At 66.4% G+C, this 15,810-nt stretch carries 14 protein-coding genes; 7 read left to right on the plus strand and 7 right to left on the minus strand.

The genetic code is table 11. From position 1 onward, the window contains the following. Nucleotides 1-121 precede the first annotated feature (121 nt). From DA1_RS23885 to scpA, 3 genes are read right to left on the minus strand one after another with little or no spacing between them, the layout of a single operon-like run. Complete coding sequence (locus tag DA1_RS23885) at nt 122-1,654, minus strand: acyl-CoA carboxylase subunit beta (RefSeq protein ID WP_034393514.1); 1,533 nt, start codon at nt 1,652-1,654, stop codon at nt 122-124. A gap of 56 nt (nt 1,655-1,710) precedes the next feature. After that, nucleotides 1,711-2,757 (minus strand): methylmalonyl Co-A mutase-associated GTPase MeaB, encoded by a 1,047-nt coding sequence (meaB, locus tag DA1_RS23890; RefSeq protein ID WP_034393511.1) that lies wholly within the window; start codon nt 2,755-2,757, stop codon nt 1,711-1,713. A gap of 25 nt (nt 2,758-2,782) precedes the next feature. Next, a complete protein-coding gene (gene scpA, locus DA1_RS23895; protein WP_034393507.1) occupies nt 2,783-4,960 on the minus strand; it encodes a methylmalonyl-CoA mutase in 2,178 nt (725 codons plus the stop codon). A gap of 114 nt (nt 4,961-5,074) precedes the next feature. Here scpA and DA1_RS23900 point away from each other — a divergent pair, with 114 nt between their 5' ends. Together DA1_RS23900 and DA1_RS23905 are read left to right on the plus strand one after the other, a co-directional pair. After that, entirely contained in the window at nt 5,075-5,710 is a 636-nt protein-coding gene (locus DA1_RS23900; protein WP_012205578.1) for a GntR family transcriptional regulator, read from the plus strand. A gap of 276 nt (nt 5,711-5,986) precedes the next feature. Then, nucleotides 5,987-7,930, plus strand: a complete 1,944-nt coding sequence (locus DA1_RS23905; protein WP_034393504.1) for an AMP-dependent synthetase/ligase — start codon at nt 5,987-5,989, stop codon at nt 7,928-7,930. A gap of 138 nt (nt 7,931-8,068) precedes the next feature. Here DA1_RS23905 and DA1_RS23910 read toward each other — a convergent pair whose 3' ends face one another. The 4 genes from DA1_RS23910 to DA1_RS23925 all read right to left on the minus strand — a co-directional run bounded on the left by DA1_RS23910 (nt 8,069) and on the right by DA1_RS23925 (nt 11,396). After that, on the minus strand, nt 8,069-9,670 hold the full coding sequence (locus tag DA1_RS23910) for a methyl-accepting chemotaxis protein (RefSeq protein WP_034393501.1): 1,602 nt from the start codon (nt 9,668-9,670) through the stop codon (nt 8,069-8,071). Between the two features lie 280 nt (nt 9,671-9,950). Beyond that, the gene (locus tag DA1_RS23915) at nt 9,951-10,295 is read right to left on the minus strand and encodes a FlxA-like family protein (protein ID WP_012205575.1); all 345 of its coding nucleotides are present in this window, start codon (nt 10,293-10,295) and stop codon (nt 9,951-9,953) included. 63 nt (nt 10,296-10,358) lie between these two features. After that, entirely contained in the window at nt 10,359-10,655 is a 297-nt protein-coding gene (locus DA1_RS23920; protein ID WP_034393499.1) for an AzlD family protein, read from the minus strand. Nucleotides 10,656-10,658: 3 nt separating this feature from the next. After that, nucleotides 10,659-11,396, minus strand: coding sequence for an AzlC family ABC transporter permease (locus DA1_RS23925; RefSeq protein ID WP_034393497.1), 738 nt, complete (start codon nt 11,394-11,396; stop codon nt 10,659-10,661). On the opposite strand from DA1_RS23925, the gene DA1_RS30690 reads away from it, so the two are divergent. The 5 genes from DA1_RS30690 to DA1_RS23945 all read left to right on the plus strand — a co-directional run bounded on the left by DA1_RS30690 (nt 11,387) and on the right by DA1_RS23945 (nt 15,771). After that, nucleotides 11,387-11,590 carry a hypothetical protein gene (locus DA1_RS30690; RefSeq protein WP_155294243.1) on the plus strand — a complete coding sequence of 68 codons (204 nt, stop codon included), beginning with the start codon at nt 11,387-11,389 and terminating at the stop codon, nt 11,588-11,590. The two genes, DA1_RS23925 and DA1_RS30690, sit on opposite strands and share 10 nt — an antisense overlap. A gap of 126 nt (nt 11,591-11,716) precedes the next feature. Further along, the gene (locus DA1_RS23930) at nt 11,717-12,031 is read left to right on the plus strand and encodes a DUF4148 domain-containing protein (RefSeq protein WP_034393495.1); all 315 of its coding nucleotides are present in this window, start codon (nt 11,717-11,719) and stop codon (nt 12,029-12,031) included. 164 nt (nt 12,032-12,195) lie between these two features. Further along, a complete protein-coding gene (locus DA1_RS23935) occupies nt 12,196-12,732 on the plus strand; it encodes a MarR family winged helix-turn-helix transcriptional regulator (RefSeq protein ID WP_013802445.1) in 537 nt (178 codons plus the stop codon). 69 nt (nt 12,733-12,801) lie between these two features. Then, nucleotides 12,802-14,277, plus strand: coding sequence for an efflux transporter outer membrane subunit (locus tag DA1_RS23940; protein ID WP_034398541.1), 1,476 nt, complete (start codon nt 12,802-12,804; stop codon nt 14,275-14,277). Between the two features lie 132 nt (nt 14,278-14,409). Further along, the gene (locus DA1_RS23945) at nt 14,410-15,771 is read left to right on the plus strand and encodes an HlyD family secretion protein (RefSeq protein WP_034393493.1); all 1,362 of its coding nucleotides are present in this window, start codon (nt 14,410-14,412) and stop codon (nt 15,769-15,771) included. Nucleotides 15,772-15,810: the final 39 nt, after the last annotated feature.

A 15,810-nucleotide genomic window follows, 5' to 3' on the forward strand; every position in this document is an offset into this window, starting at 1 on the left:
TAACCGGCGCGACCAAAGCGAGGGACACCGAGGAAGGGCCGCCCCGCACCGAGGGTGTCGTCCCCCTCCCTCGCGAAGCGAGTTAGAGAGGGGGAAGCGGCGGAGCCGCTCAGGGGGTGCTTCACAAGGGGATGTTTCCATGCTTGCGCCACGGATTTTCCAGCTGCTTGTTCTTGAGCATCTGCAGCGAGCGGCAGATGCGCTTGCGCGTCTCATGCGGCTGGATCACATCGTCGATGAAGCCGCGCGCGCCTGCCACGAAGGGGTTGGCGAAGCGGGCCTTGTACTCGGCCTCGCGCGCGGCCAGCTTGGCAGGGTCGTTCTTGTCCTCGCGGAAGATGATCTCCACGGCGCCCTTGGCGCCCATCACGGCGATCTCGGCATGGGGCCAGGCCAGGTTGACGTCGCCGCGCAGGTGCTTGGAGGCCATCACGTCATAGGCGCCGCCGTAGGCCTTGCGCGTGATGACGGTGATTTTCGGCACCGTGGCCTCGGCATAGGCGTACAGCAGCTTGGCGCCGTGCTTGATGATGCCGCCGTACTCCTGGCTGGTGCCTGGCATGAAGCCGGGCACGTCCACGAAGGTGACCACGGGGATGTTGAAAGCATCGCAGAAACGCACGAAGCGCGCCGCCTTGATGGAGCTCTTGATGTCCAGGCAGCCGGCCAGCACCAGGGGCTGGTTGGCGACGATGCCCACGGTCTGGCCGTCCATGCGCGCAAAGCCGGTGATGATGTTCCTGGCGTAGTCGGGCTGCAGCTCGAAGAAGTCGCCGTCGTCCACGGTCTTGAGGATCAGCTCCTTCATGTCGTAGGGCTTGTTGGCGTTGTCGGGCACCAGGGTGTCCAGCGACCTGTCGGCGCGGTCCACGGGGTCCGAGGTGTAGCGCACGGGCGCTTTCTCGCGGTTGTTCAGCGGCAGGTAGTTGTAGAGGCGGCGCAGCATCATCAGCGCCTCCACATCGTTGTCGAAGGCCATATCGGCCACGCCGCTGCGCGTGGTGTGGGTGATGGCGCCGCCCAGCTCCTCGGCCGTGACCTCCTCGTGCGTCACGGTCTTCACCACTTCGGGGCCGGTGACGAACATGTAGCTGCTGTCCTTGACCATGAAAATGAAGTCCGTCATGGCCGGCGAATACACGGCGCCGCCCGCGCAGGGGCCCATGATCATGGAGATCTGCGGCACCACGCCGCTGGCCAGCACGTTCTTCTGGAACACGTCGGCATAGCCGCCCAGGGAGGCCACGCCTTCCTGGATGCGGGCGCCGCCCGAGTCGTTGAGGCCGATCACGGGGGCGCCGACCTTCATGGCCTGGTCCATGATCTTGCAGATCTTCTCGGCATGGGTCTCGGACAGCGCGCCGCCGAAGACGGTGAAGTCCTGGCTGAACACGAAGACCAGGCGGCCGTTGATCATGCCGTAGCCGGTGACCACGCCGTCGCCGGGGATCTTGCTGTTTTCCATGCCGAAGTCGGTGCAGCGGTGCTCGACGAACATGTCCCATTCCTCGAAGGTGCCGTCGTCCAGCAGCAGCTCGATGCGCTCTCGCGCCGTGAGCTTGCCCTTCTTGTGCTGTGCGTCTATGCGCTTTTGGCCGCCACCCAGGCGGGCCTGTTCGCGCTTTGTCTCCAGTTGATCCAGGATGTCTTGCATGCTGCGATTCCTCTAACGTCTAACGATACGGGTTGCTGGTGTTGTCTTGTCTGCTGTCACTGCGGCGCTGCGGCGGGTGCTGTCGCCGGCGCTGAAGATGGCGCCATCGCGGGCCCGGCCTGCGCCTGCAGCAGGTTTCTGGCGGCCGTGCTGGCCGCGATCCGCCCTGCTGCCACGTCGGCCTGCAGTTGGGGCAGCAGCGCCCGCACCTGCGGATGCTGCCGGAAGGCCTGCTTGAGGCCGGAGTCGATGCGCTCCCACATCCAGGACAGGGCCTGGCGTTCGCGGCGCAGCGCCAGGCGCCCGTTGGCCTGCTGCAGACGGCGAAATTCCTCCACCGCGCTCCAGAAGCCGTCAACGCCCTCTTGCTTGAGCGCGCTGATGGTGATGACCCTGGGCTGCCACAGGCGCTCGTCGTGGTGGGCGTGCTCGGGGTTGCCGTGCATGCCCAGCAGGCGCAGGCTGGAGGTGATCTGGGCCTGCGCGCGCGTGGCGGCATGGGGATCGATGTCGGCCTTGTTGATGACGACCAGGTCGGCCAGCTCCATCACGCCCTTTTTGATGGCCTGCAAGTCATCGCCCGCATTGGGCAGTTGCAGCAGGCAGAACATGTCGCACATGCCCTGCACGGCGATCTCGCTCTGGCCCACGCCCACGGTCTCGACGATGACCACATCGTAGCCAGCCGCCTCGCAGACCAGCATGGCCTCGCGGGTTTTCTCGGCCACGCCGCCCAGGGTGCCGCTGCTGGGGCTGGGGCGGATGTAGGCGTCCAGGTGGACGGACAACTGCTCCATGCGCGTCTTGTCGCCGAGGATGGAGCCGCCCGACACGGTGGATGAGGGGTCGATGGCCAGCACCGCTACCCGGAGGCCGCGTGCGATGAGGAACAGGCCCAGCGTTTCGATGAAGGTGCTCTTGCCCACGCCCGGCACGCCGCTGATGCCCAGGCGGAAAGACCCGCCCGTATGCGGCAGCAGGGCCGTGAGCAGCACATCGGCCGCCGCACGGTGGTCGGCGCGCGTGGATTCCAGCAGGGTGATGGCCTTGGCCATGGCCCGGCGCTGAACGGCGGGGTTGCCGTTCAGGATGCCGTCTTGCATTTGCTCGGGAGTCACTGCGGCGGGCTCAGAGGCTGTTGGCCTGGCGGATCTGTTCGAGCACATCCTTGGCGCTGGCCGGTATGGGGGTGCCCGGGCCGTAGACGCCCTTGACGCCGGCGTTGTAGAGGAAGTCGTAGTCCTGCGCGGGAATCACGCCGCCCACGAAGACGATGATGTCGTCCGCGCCCTGGCGGCGCAGTTCCTCGATGATGGCCGGCACCAGGGTCTTGTGGCCGGCCGCCAGCGTGGACACGCCCACGGCGTGCACGTCGTTCTCGATGGCCTGGCGCGCGCATTCCTCGGGTGTCTGGAACAGCGGTCCCATGTCCACGTCGAAGCCCAGGTCGGCAAAGGCCGTGGCCACCACCTTGGCGCCGCGGTCATGGCCGTCCTGGCCGAGCTTGGCGATCATCACGCGCGGGCGTCGGCCCAGCTGCTCGGACGATGCGTCGATCTCGCCCTTGAGCTTTTCCCAGCCCTCGGCCGAGTCGTAGGCTGCTGCATACACGCCGGTCACCTTCTGCGTATCGGCGCGGTGGCGCCCGAAAACCTTCTCCAGCGAATCCGAGACCTCGCCCACCGTGGCGCGCAGGCGCACGGCCTGGATGGCCAGGTCCAGCAGGTTGCCCTCGCCGCTCTCGGCGGCCTGGGTCAGCGCCTGAAGGGCGGCCTCGACCTTGGCTGCATCGCGGCTGGCCTTGATCTGGTTCAGGCGTGCGATCTGGCTGTCGCGCACCTTGACGTTGTCCACCTCGAGGATGTCGATGGCATCTTCCTTGGCCAGCTTGTACTTGTTGACGCCAACGATGACATCCTTGCCCGAGTCGATGCGCGCCTGCTTCTCGGCGGCGGCGGCCTCGATCTTGAGCTTGGCCCAGCCCGAATCCACGGCGGCGGTCATGCCGCCCATGGCCTCGACCTCCTCGATGATCTTCCAGGCGGCGTCGGCCATGTCCTGGGTCAGCTTCTCCATCATGTAGCTGCCGGCCCAGGGGTCGATCACATTGGTGATGTGGGTCTCTTCCTGGATGATCAGCTGCGTGTTGCGCGCAATGCGGGCCGAGAACTCGGTGGGCAGCGCGATGGCTTCGTCAAAGCTGTTGGTGTGCAGGCTCTGCGTGCCGCCGAACACGGCGGCCATGGCCTCGATGGTGGTGCGCACCACGTTGTTGTAGGGGTCCTGCTCGGTCAGCGACCAGCCGGAGGTCTGGCAGTGCGTGCGCAGCATCAGGCTCTTGGCCTTCTTGGCGCCGAAGCCCTTCATGATGCGGCACCACAGCAGGCGGGCCGCGCGCATCTTGGCGATTTCCAGGTAGAAATTCATGCCGATGGCCCAGAAGAAGGACAGCCGGCCCGCGAAATCGTCCACATCCATGCCCTTGGCCGTGGCGGTCTTGACGTACTCCTTGCCGTCGGCCAGCGTGAAGGCCAGTTCCAGCGCCTGGTTGGCGCCCGCCTCCTGCATGTGGTAGCCCGAGATCGAGATCGAGTTGAACTTGGGCATGTTCTTGCTCGTGTACTCGATGATGTCGCCGATGATGCGCATCGACGGCTGGGGCGGGTAGATATAGGTGTTGCGGACCATGAACTCCTTGAGGATGTCGTTCTGTATGGTCCCCGACAGCTGGTCCTGGGCCACGCCCTGCTCCTCGGCCGCCACCACGTAGCCGGCCAGCACGGGCAGCACGGCGCCGTTCATGGTCATGGACACGCTGATCTTGTCCAGCGGGATCTGGTCGAACAGCACCTTCATGTCCTCGACCGAATCGATGGCCACGCCGGCCTTGCCCACGTCGCCCGTCACACGCGGATGGTCGCTGTCGTAGCCGCGGTGCGTGGCCAAGTCGAAGGCCACCGACACGCCCTGCCCGCCGGCGGCCAGCGCCTTGCGGTAGAAGGCGTTGGACTCCTCGGCCGTGGAAAAGCCCGCGTACTGGCGAATGGTCCAGGGCCGGCCCGCGTACATGGTGGCCTGCGGGCCGCGGATGTAGGGCTCGAAGCCTGGCAGGCTATCCGTATGGGGCAGGTTGGCCGTGTCTGCCGCCGTGTACAGCGGCTTGACGTCGATACCGTCGGGCGTGGTCCAGTGCAGTGCCTGGATGTCGCCCCCGGGAGCGGCCTTGGCGGCCGCCTGGGCCCATTTCTGCAGGTCGGCAGTTGCGAATTCCTGGCCGTTCTGCGCTGTCGGATGGTCTTGTCTCATGTTCTCAGGCTCGTGAATGACAGGTGCCCTTGAGGGCATGCCCCAGAGCTGCCGCAGTTTACATCATTCATAATTATTCATTCAAAATATCTTTGCCGATACAATCCGGGCCACATGTCGACAAACACCCTCACTCCCCGCGCTCTCTACGAACAGGTTGCAGAGAAGCTGCGCCTGCGCATCTTCGAGCACGAGCTGGCGCCCGGTGACTGGATCGACGAACTGAAGATTGCCGAGGAATACGGCATCAGCCGCACCCCGCTGCGCGAGGCCCTGAAGGTGCTGGCCGCCGAGGGCCTGGTCACCATGAAGGTGCGCCGTGGCGCCTATGTGACCGAGGTGTCGTCCAAGGACATTGCCGATGTCTATCACCTGCTGAGCCTGCTGGAATCCGATGCCGTTCAGGTGGTGGCCGAATCGGGCAGCGACGAAGAGCTTGCCGCCCTGCAGCAGACCCACGAGGAACTCAAGGCGCAGACGCGCGATGCAGACCGCTTCTTCGAACTCAACGAAAGCTTTCACATGCAGCTGCTGCAGATTGCCGACAACCGCTGGCGCAACCAGCTGGTTGCCGATCTGCGCAAGGTGATGAAGCTCAACCGCCACAAGTCGCTGTTCAAGCAGGGCCGCATCGAGGATTCGCTGGCCGAGCACGAGACCGTCATGCAGGCCCTGCTGCGCCGCGATGGCGCTGCAGCGGCCCAGGCCATGCGTCAGCATTTCCAGAACGGCCTGGCTGCGGCGTCCTGAAGCCTGCCGTTCGGCGCTCTTGCACAGCCGGCACCATCTGGCGCGGCCATGACGCGCAGGCGGCCGCTCCGTCTGGAATCGGGCCCGATGTGCAACGGTGGCGACGTAGGCAGACATGCGGCTCCTGGTTGGTTTCAGAGTGGACACACGAAAACGCTGCAGTGCAGCATAAACGCGTGCGCCGCACCCTCTCATGTCCGATGCTGACGCCAGGGCCTGCGGAAAGCCCCGGCTATCATCAGCGGCTACATACACTTCGGCCTGCACCCTCCTCGCATGAGCATCCAAGACCCAGCCCGCGCCCCTTCCCTGGCCATGAGCCTGCCAGCCGATGCCAGCATGGCCACGGCCTCCACCCTGGTGGAAATGCTGGCCCTGCGCGTGCGGCAAACGCCCGCAGGCGAGGCCTACCGGGCCTATGACGAGGATGCGCGCAGCTGGAAGACGCTGAACTGGGCACAGGCCGGCGAGCGCGTGGCCCTCTGGGCGCAGGCGCTGGCCGCGCAGGAGTTGCCGGCAGGATCGCGCATCGCCATCCTGCTGCCCAACGGTCTGGACGCCATGTCCATCGACCTGGCCAGCCTGCGCTGCGGCCATGTGCCCGTGCCGCTGCACGCCATAGACAACGCGGGCAGCATTGCCTACATCCTGGCCAACGCCCAGGTGTCCATGCTGTTCGTGGCACAGCAATCCACCTGGGACAAGATCTGCGCCACGGGCCAGGCCCTGCCTGCGCTGCGCAAGGTGGTCGTGGCATCGGCCAAGCCGGCTTCCCGGGCCGCAGAGCCTGAAACCGAAGGCGATGCCGCCGCACTGGAGGCCCTGCGCCAGATCCCCGTGCAGCCGCTGGCCCAATGGCTCGCTGAAGGCGGCGCAGTCCCCCTGCCCCCGCCTCCCTCTGCCGAGGACCTGGCCGCCGTGGTCTACACCTCGGGCACCACGGGCAAGCCCAAGGGCGTGATGCTCACGCACCGCAACGTGGTCTCCAACGTGCAGGCGGTGATGCAGCGGCTGCAGCCGCGCAGCGATGATGTTTTCCTCTCCTTCCTGCCGCTGTCGCACACCTTCGAGCGCACGGCTGGCTACTACCTGGCGCTGGCCGTGGGCGCCTGCGTGGCCTATGCGCGTTCTGTGGCCCAGCTGGCCGAGGATCTCAAGACCCAGCGCCCCACGGTGCTGGTGTCCGTGCCACGCATTTACGAGCGCGTGCACGCCAAGGTCATGGAGACGCTGGCCCGTGCACCGCTCAAGGCCCAGCTGTTCGAGCTGGCCCAGGCCAGGGGCTGGCAGCGCTTTTGTGAAACACAAGGCATTGCCGATGCGCAAGCGCCCCAGCCCGAAGTGCCGGTCTGGATGCAATGGCTGCCCTGGCCGGTGCTCAACCACCTGGTGGCCAAGCCGCTGCTGGCCCAGTTCGGTGGCCGCGTGCGCGTGGCCGTCAGTGGCGGCGCGCCGCTGTCGCCGACGATTGCGCGCTGTTTTCTCGGCCTGGGCCTGCCGCTGATCCAGGGCTACGGAATGACCGAGACCTCGCCCGTGGTCTGTGCCAACACGCTGGAGGACAACCACCCCGCCACCGTGGGCCACGCCTTGCCCGGCGTGGAGGTGCGGATTGGCGAGAACCGGGAGCTGCAGGTGCGTGGCCCCTGCGTGATGCGCGGCTATTGGGAGCGCCCCGAAGACACCGCCAAGACCTTCACCGACGACGGCTGGCTGCGCACGGGCGACCAGGCGGTGATCGAGGACGGGCGCGTGCGCATACAGGGACGCATCAAGGAAATCATCGTAACCTCCACCGGCGAAAAGATTCCGCCGGCTGACCTGGAGCTGGCCATTACCGGCGACCCGTTCTTCACCCAGGTCTTTGTCGTGGGCGAAGACCGCCCTTTCATCGCCGCCGTGGCCGTGATCGAACGCGGCGAATGGCAGGCCATGGCCCAGCGCCTGGGCCTGGATCCCGAAGACCCCAAGAGCCTGAATCACTCCGCCGCCGAACGCGAGGCACTGGCACGCATCGAAAAGCAGGTGGCCAGCTTTGCCCGCTATGCCGTGCCACGCGCCGTGCATCTGGAGCTGGAGCCCTGGACCATAGAAAACGGGCTGATGACGCCTACTCTCAAGCTCAAGCGCAACAACCTCATGACGCGGTTCGAGTCGCAGATCGCCGCCATGTACAGCAAGCCTGCCGAGCGCTGGCAAGGCCGCAACAGCGCGGGTTGACCCCCTGTTCCTGATAAGCAGCCGCCGCTCAAAACGGCGGCTTTTTTTATTCTTGATATGGATTCAATTCATGTAAGTTACATTGAATTGATCAAAAGAAAGGAAGAGCGCACTGCGCACGCTCTTCCTGGGTCTGCGTCAAGCAGCTGCCAGTGTCAGGCCAGGGCTCGCCATGCCGATCTCCTTCACCGAGCTGATCTGGAACGTGGCCACCGCCTGTGCCAGCACCCGCGCCTGCCGTTCCAGGCTGGCTGCAGCGGCTGCCGACTCTTCCACCAAGGCGGCATTCTGTTGCGTGACCTGGTCCATCTGGGAGACGGCCTGGGTGATCTGCCCCAGGCCACCGCTCTGCTCCACGCTGGAGGCGGAGATGGCCTCGATCAGCGACGCCACCTCGCTCACCTGGGCTTCAATGGCATCCATGGCCTTGCCTGCTTCCCGGACCTGGTTTCCGCCTGTTCGCACCTTGTCGGTGGATGCCGTGATCAGTGCCTTGATCTCCCGCGCCGCTGCGGCGCTGCGCTGGGCCAGGGAGCGCACTTCCCCGGCCACCACGGCAAAGCCCCTGCCCTGCTCGCCAGCCCGCGCGGCCTCCACCGCTGCATTGAGCGCCAGGATATTGGTCTGGAAGGCAATGGAGTCGATCACGCCCGTGATCTCGGCAATCTTTCCACTGCTGGCCGAGATTTCGTCCATGGTGCCGATGACCCTGGCGACCGCGCCGCCGCCCACGCCGGCCACCTCCTTGGCACGCACGGCCAGGGCGCTGGCCTGCCGCGCGTTCTCGGAACTCTGGCCCACGTTGCCGGCCAGCTGCTCCATGGACGCCGCCGTTTCCTGCAGGCTGGAGGCCTGGTGCTCGGTGCGGCTGCTCAAATCCTGGTTGCCGGCAGCGATCTGGCTGGAGGCCGTGGTCACCGACTCCACGCCGCGCCGCACATCGCCCACGATGTTTGCCAGCGACTCGCGCATGGCGCTCATGGAGCGCAGCAGGTCGCCGACCTCGTCACGCCCAGTGGCCTGGATTTCCGAAGCCAGGTCGCCCTGCTCGATGTGCCGGGCCACTTCCACGGCCGACTTCAACGGCACCGTGATGGAGCGCGTGACCATGTAGCCCAGGGCCACGGCCAGGATGACGGCCGCCGCCACAAAACCGTAGATCAGCATCTGCGACCGTGCAAAAACCTCCCTGGAGTCCCCATAGACATCCTCCGACGTCTTGAGCTGCAGCTCAACCAGCTCGCCGATCTTGGCGCTGATGGGGTCGATGCTGGCATACAGCGCGCCGTCGAACTCATCCAGGCTGCCGGCTTTCTTGCCGTCCAGCTGCTTGAGGCGCTGCAGCAGTTTGTCGATGCTCTGGTTGGCCGGCGCGAACAGTGCCTGGGCCTGCTTGGCCAGCACGGCCTCCTGCGCTGTGAGCTGGGTGGACGAGTAGCTGCGCCAGGCGGCCTCGATCGCGGGCAGCGTGCCCGAGATGCTGGCCGATGCCTCCTGCGCCGTGATCAGGCCCGCATTGGCTTTATTGACCGTGTCTATGACGTTGACGGCATAGGCATCCGCAATCTGCTTGAGCTGCTTGAGTGGAACCACACGGTCCTGGTACAGGGTCTCCGTGCCCGAAAACACATGGCCCAGCGCCCTTGCGCCGACGCCCCCTACGGCCATCAGGCAGACCAGCAGGACAAGAAAGACGGCTGTAAGCCGGGTACCGATACGCACATCGCTGAGTTTTTTCATCGCAGAACCTCTGGCCCAGTGCTGCCGTCGGTATAGGCCATCGCTATCGCATCCAGGCAGTCACATTAGCTGCCTTATCGGTAGCGCTGGCCGATTTCTTGAGAGACAAAACTCAATAAGTTCCGCGAGATGTGTAAAGACGCCCGCCACAGTGAGGATGCCCAGCCCCTGCCCTCAACCCCGTTGCCAGGCCAACCCATCCAAGGCACGGCCAATCCATTCATGTAAGTTACATTAATATCATCAAAAAATGGCCCGTGAAAGCACGAGCCATTTCCACTCAGACGTAGACGTCGACCACGCCACCCAGTCCGGGCGCCTTGTTGCTCTTCGGCTGGGACGGCGACTTGGCTTCGGCCGCCTGCTGCTGCTCGCGCTGCTTGTCGATCTGGGCCTGCTGCCTGGCGCGCATGAGCGCCTCGATCTGGCTTTGCACCATCATGATCTGCGACTGCAGCAGCTTGGCCTTCGTCTGCTTGGCCTTGGCGTCGATGTTCTCGGAAGACACTTCCTTGAGCGCCTGCTGCAGCTCCTTGAGCTTGCGCTGCAACGCAACGATGTCATTGCCGCCGGAGGATGAAGCGGCTCCCGAGGCGGAAGCCGATGTGGAGGATGAGACTTGCATGCCCCGTACATCGACCACCGGCGCACGAACTGAAGGCCAAAAACACCGCTGACCCGCCCGCAATCACCCCAGCACATGCCGCAGCGCTGCCGCCGATGCAATGCCGATCAGCACCGTCGGCAGAATGGGCAGCCGGCTCGCCGCCACCATCGTCACCACCAGGGCCAGCAGATCGGCCGGCCGCTCGGACACAAACGCCGGGGCGATCACCGAGATCAGCACGCAGCCCGGCAGGCTTTCCATCACGTACTGCATGCGCGGGCTCAGCGTGCGCCCGCGCAGCAGCAGGTAGCCGATCACCCGCGTGAAATACGTGCTGCAGGCCATGAGCACCAGCGTCAGCAAGGTTGTGGCTTCCATCGCTCAGCTCCTGGGCGCCAGCAAGGCCGCGCAGACCAGGCCAGAGACGGCGCCGGCCGCCACATACCAGGCGCCAGGCACCAGCTTGTAGACCAGGGCCGCCGTCAGCAGGCTCACCAGCCAGGGCCGGCAAGGCCTGACGCCCTTCCACATGCCGCGCAGCAGCACCAGAAACACGGCGGTGAACGCCATGTCGAAGCCGTACTGCTCCAGGTCGCCAATGCGCGGCCCCAGAAAGGCACCGGCCGCCGTGCACGACACCCAGGCCATGTACAGGCCCGCCGACACGCCCATGTAGTAAGGCAGGCTCACGCGCCGGGCGGCACTGCGCTGCGCGTCTGCGAGGGCCAGCGCCCAGCTTTCGTCACACATGAAGAACAGGGCCGGCAGCGCCCGGCGCCTGGGCAGATGGCGCAGATAGGGCGCCAGCGCCGCACCCATCAGGATGTGCCGGCAATTGACCAGGAAGGACATGGCGACGATCAGCAGCACATGCGGCGGCGAGGTCCACAGCCGTATGGCCGTGAACTCCGAGCCGCCGCCGAAGTTCATCCCGGTCATGAGAGGAACTTCCAGCGGTGCAAGCCCCTTTTGCACGGCCTGCGCGCCCAGCACCAGGGCAAAGGGCACGAAGCCCAGCATCACGGGAATCGCATCCCTGAAGCCGCGAAAGGCCTCGGAACTGCAGGAGACGGAATCTGCCGAAACGGCAGCGGGGGAAAGTGGAATGGATGAAGACATGGAGAGCGGCGATTGTCGGCCTGCGGCGCTGGAATTTGCTGCCGATTCATGCTTCCATCAGCCATTTCACGGACGTTTATGCCGATTTATTCGAGCAACTGGAAATAATCTGCCGCACAAGCGCTGCACAAGCGCCGCTCAACCCATTTCCATGGCTGGCGGCGCTCCTCGGATGGCCGCGCCTGCCCTCCTGACATTTCACGAAACCCAACAGCCATTGGCTCCCGCCATGCTGCAGTGCGTCGCAAACGGCTGTGCCGGCCAGGGCGGCGGCGGGACCATGAAGCCCTCATCACTTCGCTTCACCTGAAAGGTTCCCCATGCGCACTTCCCACTTCACCCGCTTCATCACCCTGACCGCCCTCAGCCTGGGCCTGGCCGGCACGGCACTCGCCCAGGACGCCACGCCCTCCTCCACTGCTGCCCCCACCGACCTCAGCCGCGCCCAGGTGCTGGCCGACCTGGAAATGTGGCACCGCGCCGGACTCACCTATGTCTCGGACCGCGAGATCGATGTCCGCTCCACCGAATACCAGCGCGGCCTGGAGCGTTACCAGCAACTGCGCGCCAGCCCCGCCTACCGCGAGGCCGTGGCAAGGCTGGAGAAGGGACATGCGGTGGCCCAGGACAAGTGAGCTTGAAGGCGGCCGGTGGCGGATCTGAGGAGCTGAAAGCCACCGGCGGGTCTGGATAACCCTGATCCCGTCCCCGGCACCCTCGCGTCACACGGTCAACAGGTGTTTCTGCAATAATTGCCGCAACAATCATTGCGCAGTCAATTATTTCACCCGCAGACACCATGACCCAGCCTCCCCTGCCCAACGGCCTGCAGCCCTCGGACTTCTACAGCCCAGGCAGCTACACGCCCTTCGAGAGCGTGGGGTTCCTCATGCGCAAGGTGCTCAGCTCCATCCTCCAGCAGGCCGATGCGCAGTTGGCCGAGCATGAGCTGACCTATGTGCAGTGGCTGCCGCTGTACAAGCTGCTGCTGTGCAGCGACGCCACGAATGCCGGCATGGCGCGTGACCTGGGGCTGGATCCGGCCTCCATCACGCGGGCGCTGGACCGGCTCGAATCCAAGGGCATGCTGCGGCGCGAGCGCTCCACGGTGGACCGCCGCGTGGTCAAGCTGGTGCTGACCGATGAAGGCCGTGCCATGGCGGCCAAGGTGCCGCAGGTGCTGTCCAGCGTCATGAATGCCCATATGGCCGGCTTCAGCCATGACGAGTCGCGCCAGTTGCTGGACATGCTGCGCCGCCTGCTGGCCAACGGCGATGCGATGCGCGCGCCGGAGGCTGCGCCGCCGGCCCCTGCGCCTGCCACGCCCGCGGCCTGACAGCGCCAGCCCCCTTTTCCGCCCCGGTTTCCGATTTCCTGATTCTTGACCCCCAACAGGCAGACCACCATGCCCAAATCCTTTGTTTCCGTGTCCGCCGCGCCCCGCCGCGTGGCCGCCGCAGCGGCCACCCTGTGCGCCGCGCTGGCCCTGGCCGGTTGTGCTTCCCAGGGCCCGGCCCATGAGCCGCTGGCCCGGCTGGGCGCCGCCGAACTGGGTCTGACGGCCCAGTCCGAGACAGCCGCCAATACCAGCCTGCCCGCCGCCGATTGGTGGAAGTCCCTGGGCGATGCCCAGCTGGATGCGCTGATCGCCCAGGCGCTGCAGGGCAGCCCCAGCCTGGCCATGAGCCGCGCCCGCTTCGACAAGGCGGCCGCCCTGGCCACGGCCACCAGCACGGCCACCGATGTGCGCGGCACGCTCGGCGTCGACGCCACGCGCCAGCACTACAGCGCCAACGGCCTGGTGCCCGCACCCATTGCCGGCCATACCTACAACACCGGCAACCTGCAGGCCGGCCTGAGCTGGACGCCGGATTTCTTTGGCCGCCATGCCGCCGACCTGCAGGCCGCCCTGGGCCAGGCCCGTGCCGCCCAGGCCGACAGCGCCGCCGCCGCCAACCAGCTCGCCGCCCAGGTGGCGCGCAGCTATGTGGCGCTGGCTCGCCTGATTGCCCAAAAGGATGTGGCTGGCCGTACGCTGACCCAGCGCCAGTCGCTGCTGGACCTGAGTCAGCAGCGCACGCGCGCCGGGCTGGACAGCCAGGTGGAGCTGACCCAGGCCCAGGCCGGCCTGCCCGATGCCGGCACCCAGATCGAGATGCTGGACGAGCAGATCACGCTGGCGCGCCGCACCATCGCCGTGCTCTGCGGCCAGGCGCCCGAGGCGCAGCTGCAGCTGGCGCCCCGTCTGGCCGCGCTGCAGATCCAGGCCATGCCCGGCCAGTTGGGCGCAGACCTGCTGGGCCGCCGCCCCGATGTGGTGGCCGCGCGCTGGCGCGTGGAGTCCGCAACGCAGGGCATAGAGAGCGCGCGGGCGGATTTCTACCCCGATATCAATCTCACGGCCTTCATCGGCCTCAATGCCGTCGGGCTGGACAACCTGTTCAAGGGCAGCTCGCGCCAGATGGGCGTGACGCCCGCGCTGCGCCTGCCCTTGTTCGACGGCAAGCGCCTGCGCGCCCAGTTGCGCGGCACGCAGGCCGATCTGGATACCGCCATTGCCCAGTACAACGGCGTGGTGCTCGATGCGGTCAAGGAAGCGGGCGACGCCATCACTTCCGTGCAATCGCTGGTGCGCCAACAGCAGCTGCAGGCCGAGTCGCTGGAGAAGGCCGAACGCGCCTACGACTTTGCCGTGCAGCGCTACAAGGCCGGCCTGGCCAGCCAGGTGACGGTGCTGAACACCGAAACCCAGGTGATCACCCAGCGCCGCCTGGACGTGGACCTGCGCGCCCGCGCGCTGGACACGCGCGTGTCGCTGATGAAAGCGCTGGGCGGCGGCTGGACCGATGGCACGGCTGCCGTGCAGGTCAGCCAGCACTGAGATCGCAACCCGCACAGGAATCCACCGCACTCTTGACCCTCCACCGGGCAGACCGCCAGCCAGCGTGACAGACCGCCAGCTCCCTGCCCCGGCCGCAAAACCACATTCACAGATAACAAAGCGCCGTACACCATGACTGACACCAACAAGCAAGCATCCAGCCCTGCCGCCGCACCGGCCGCAGCCTCGCCCGTGGCCAATCCGCAGGGCCGCCGCAAGGGCCTGACCCTCATCGCCGCCGCCGTTGCGGTGGCCGCCGTCGCCTGGGGCGGCTGGCACTGGATGGTGGCCCGCAACTACCAGACCACGGACAACGCCTATGTGGCGGGCAACGTGGTGCAGATCACGCCGCAGATCGGCGGCACGGTGATCAGCATCGGCGCCGACGACACCGACTACGTCAAGCCCGGCCAGCTGCTGGTGCAGCTGGACTCGGCCGATGCCCTGGTCGCCCTGTCCCAGGCCGAGTCCCAACTGGCCCAGACCGTGCGCCAGGTGCGCACGCTGTACGCCAACAATGCCCCCCTGGTCGCCCAGGTGGCCCAGCGCGAGGCCGATCTGGCCCGGCTGCAGGCCGACGCTGCCCGCGCCCGCGAGGACGTGGACCGCCGCCGCCCGTTGCTGGCCACGGGCGCCGTGGGCAAGGAAGAGTTCGACCACGCCCAGTCCCTGGCCCGCACGGCAGGCAATGCCGCCTCTGCAGCAGAAGCCGCCGTGCGCGCCGCCAAGGCGCAGCTGACCGCTGCCGAAGCCCAGACCAAGGGCAGCAGTGCCGAAGAGCACCCCAGCGTGATCGCCGCTTCCGCCAAGGTGCGCGAGGCCTATCTGGCGCTGCAGCGCACGCGCCTGGTCTCTCCCGTGGAAGGCTATGTGGCCAAGCGCGGCGTGCAACTGGGCCAGCGCGTGGCCTCGGGCGCGCCGCTGATGACGGTGGTGGGCCTGCACAACCTCTGGGTGGATGCCAACTTCAAGGAAAGCCAACTGGCCCAGCTGCGCATAGGCCAGAAGACCGAGCTGACGGCCGATGTGTACGGCGACAAGATCAGCTACCACGGCACCGTGGTGGGCATGGGCGCAGGAACCGGCGCGGCCTTCTCGCTGCTGCCCGCGCAAAACGCCACCGGCAACTGGATCAAGGTGGTGCAGCGCGTGCCCGTGCGCATTGCCCTGTCGCCGGAAGACCTGGCCCAGCACCCGCTGCGCGTGGGCCTGTCGATGGAGGCCAAGGTGGACGTGCGCGACCAGCAGGGCGAAGTACTGGCAACCGCCACGCGCAATGCCCCCGTGGCCCAGACCTCCATCTACGACATGGCATTGCCCCAGGCGGAGGAACGCATTGCCCACATCGTGGCAGGCCAGAACGTGGCGCCGCTCAAGCAGTTGCCCGAGCTGCCGCCCGTCGCCATGGCCGATGCGCAAGACAGGTCACAGGGCAAGGCGCCAGCCGCAGTGGCCTCCGCGCCGGTTGACGCGCAGGCCACGCAGTCCAAGTAAGCAGGCATTGCTTCCCCGCCTTCCCAGAACCTACGCGGA

Origin of the sequence: Delftia acidovorans NBRC 14950 (genome assembly GCF_001598795.1) — a bacterium.
GTDB lineage: Bacteria > Pseudomonadota > Gammaproteobacteria > Burkholderiales > Burkholderiaceae_C > Comamonas > Comamonas acidovorans.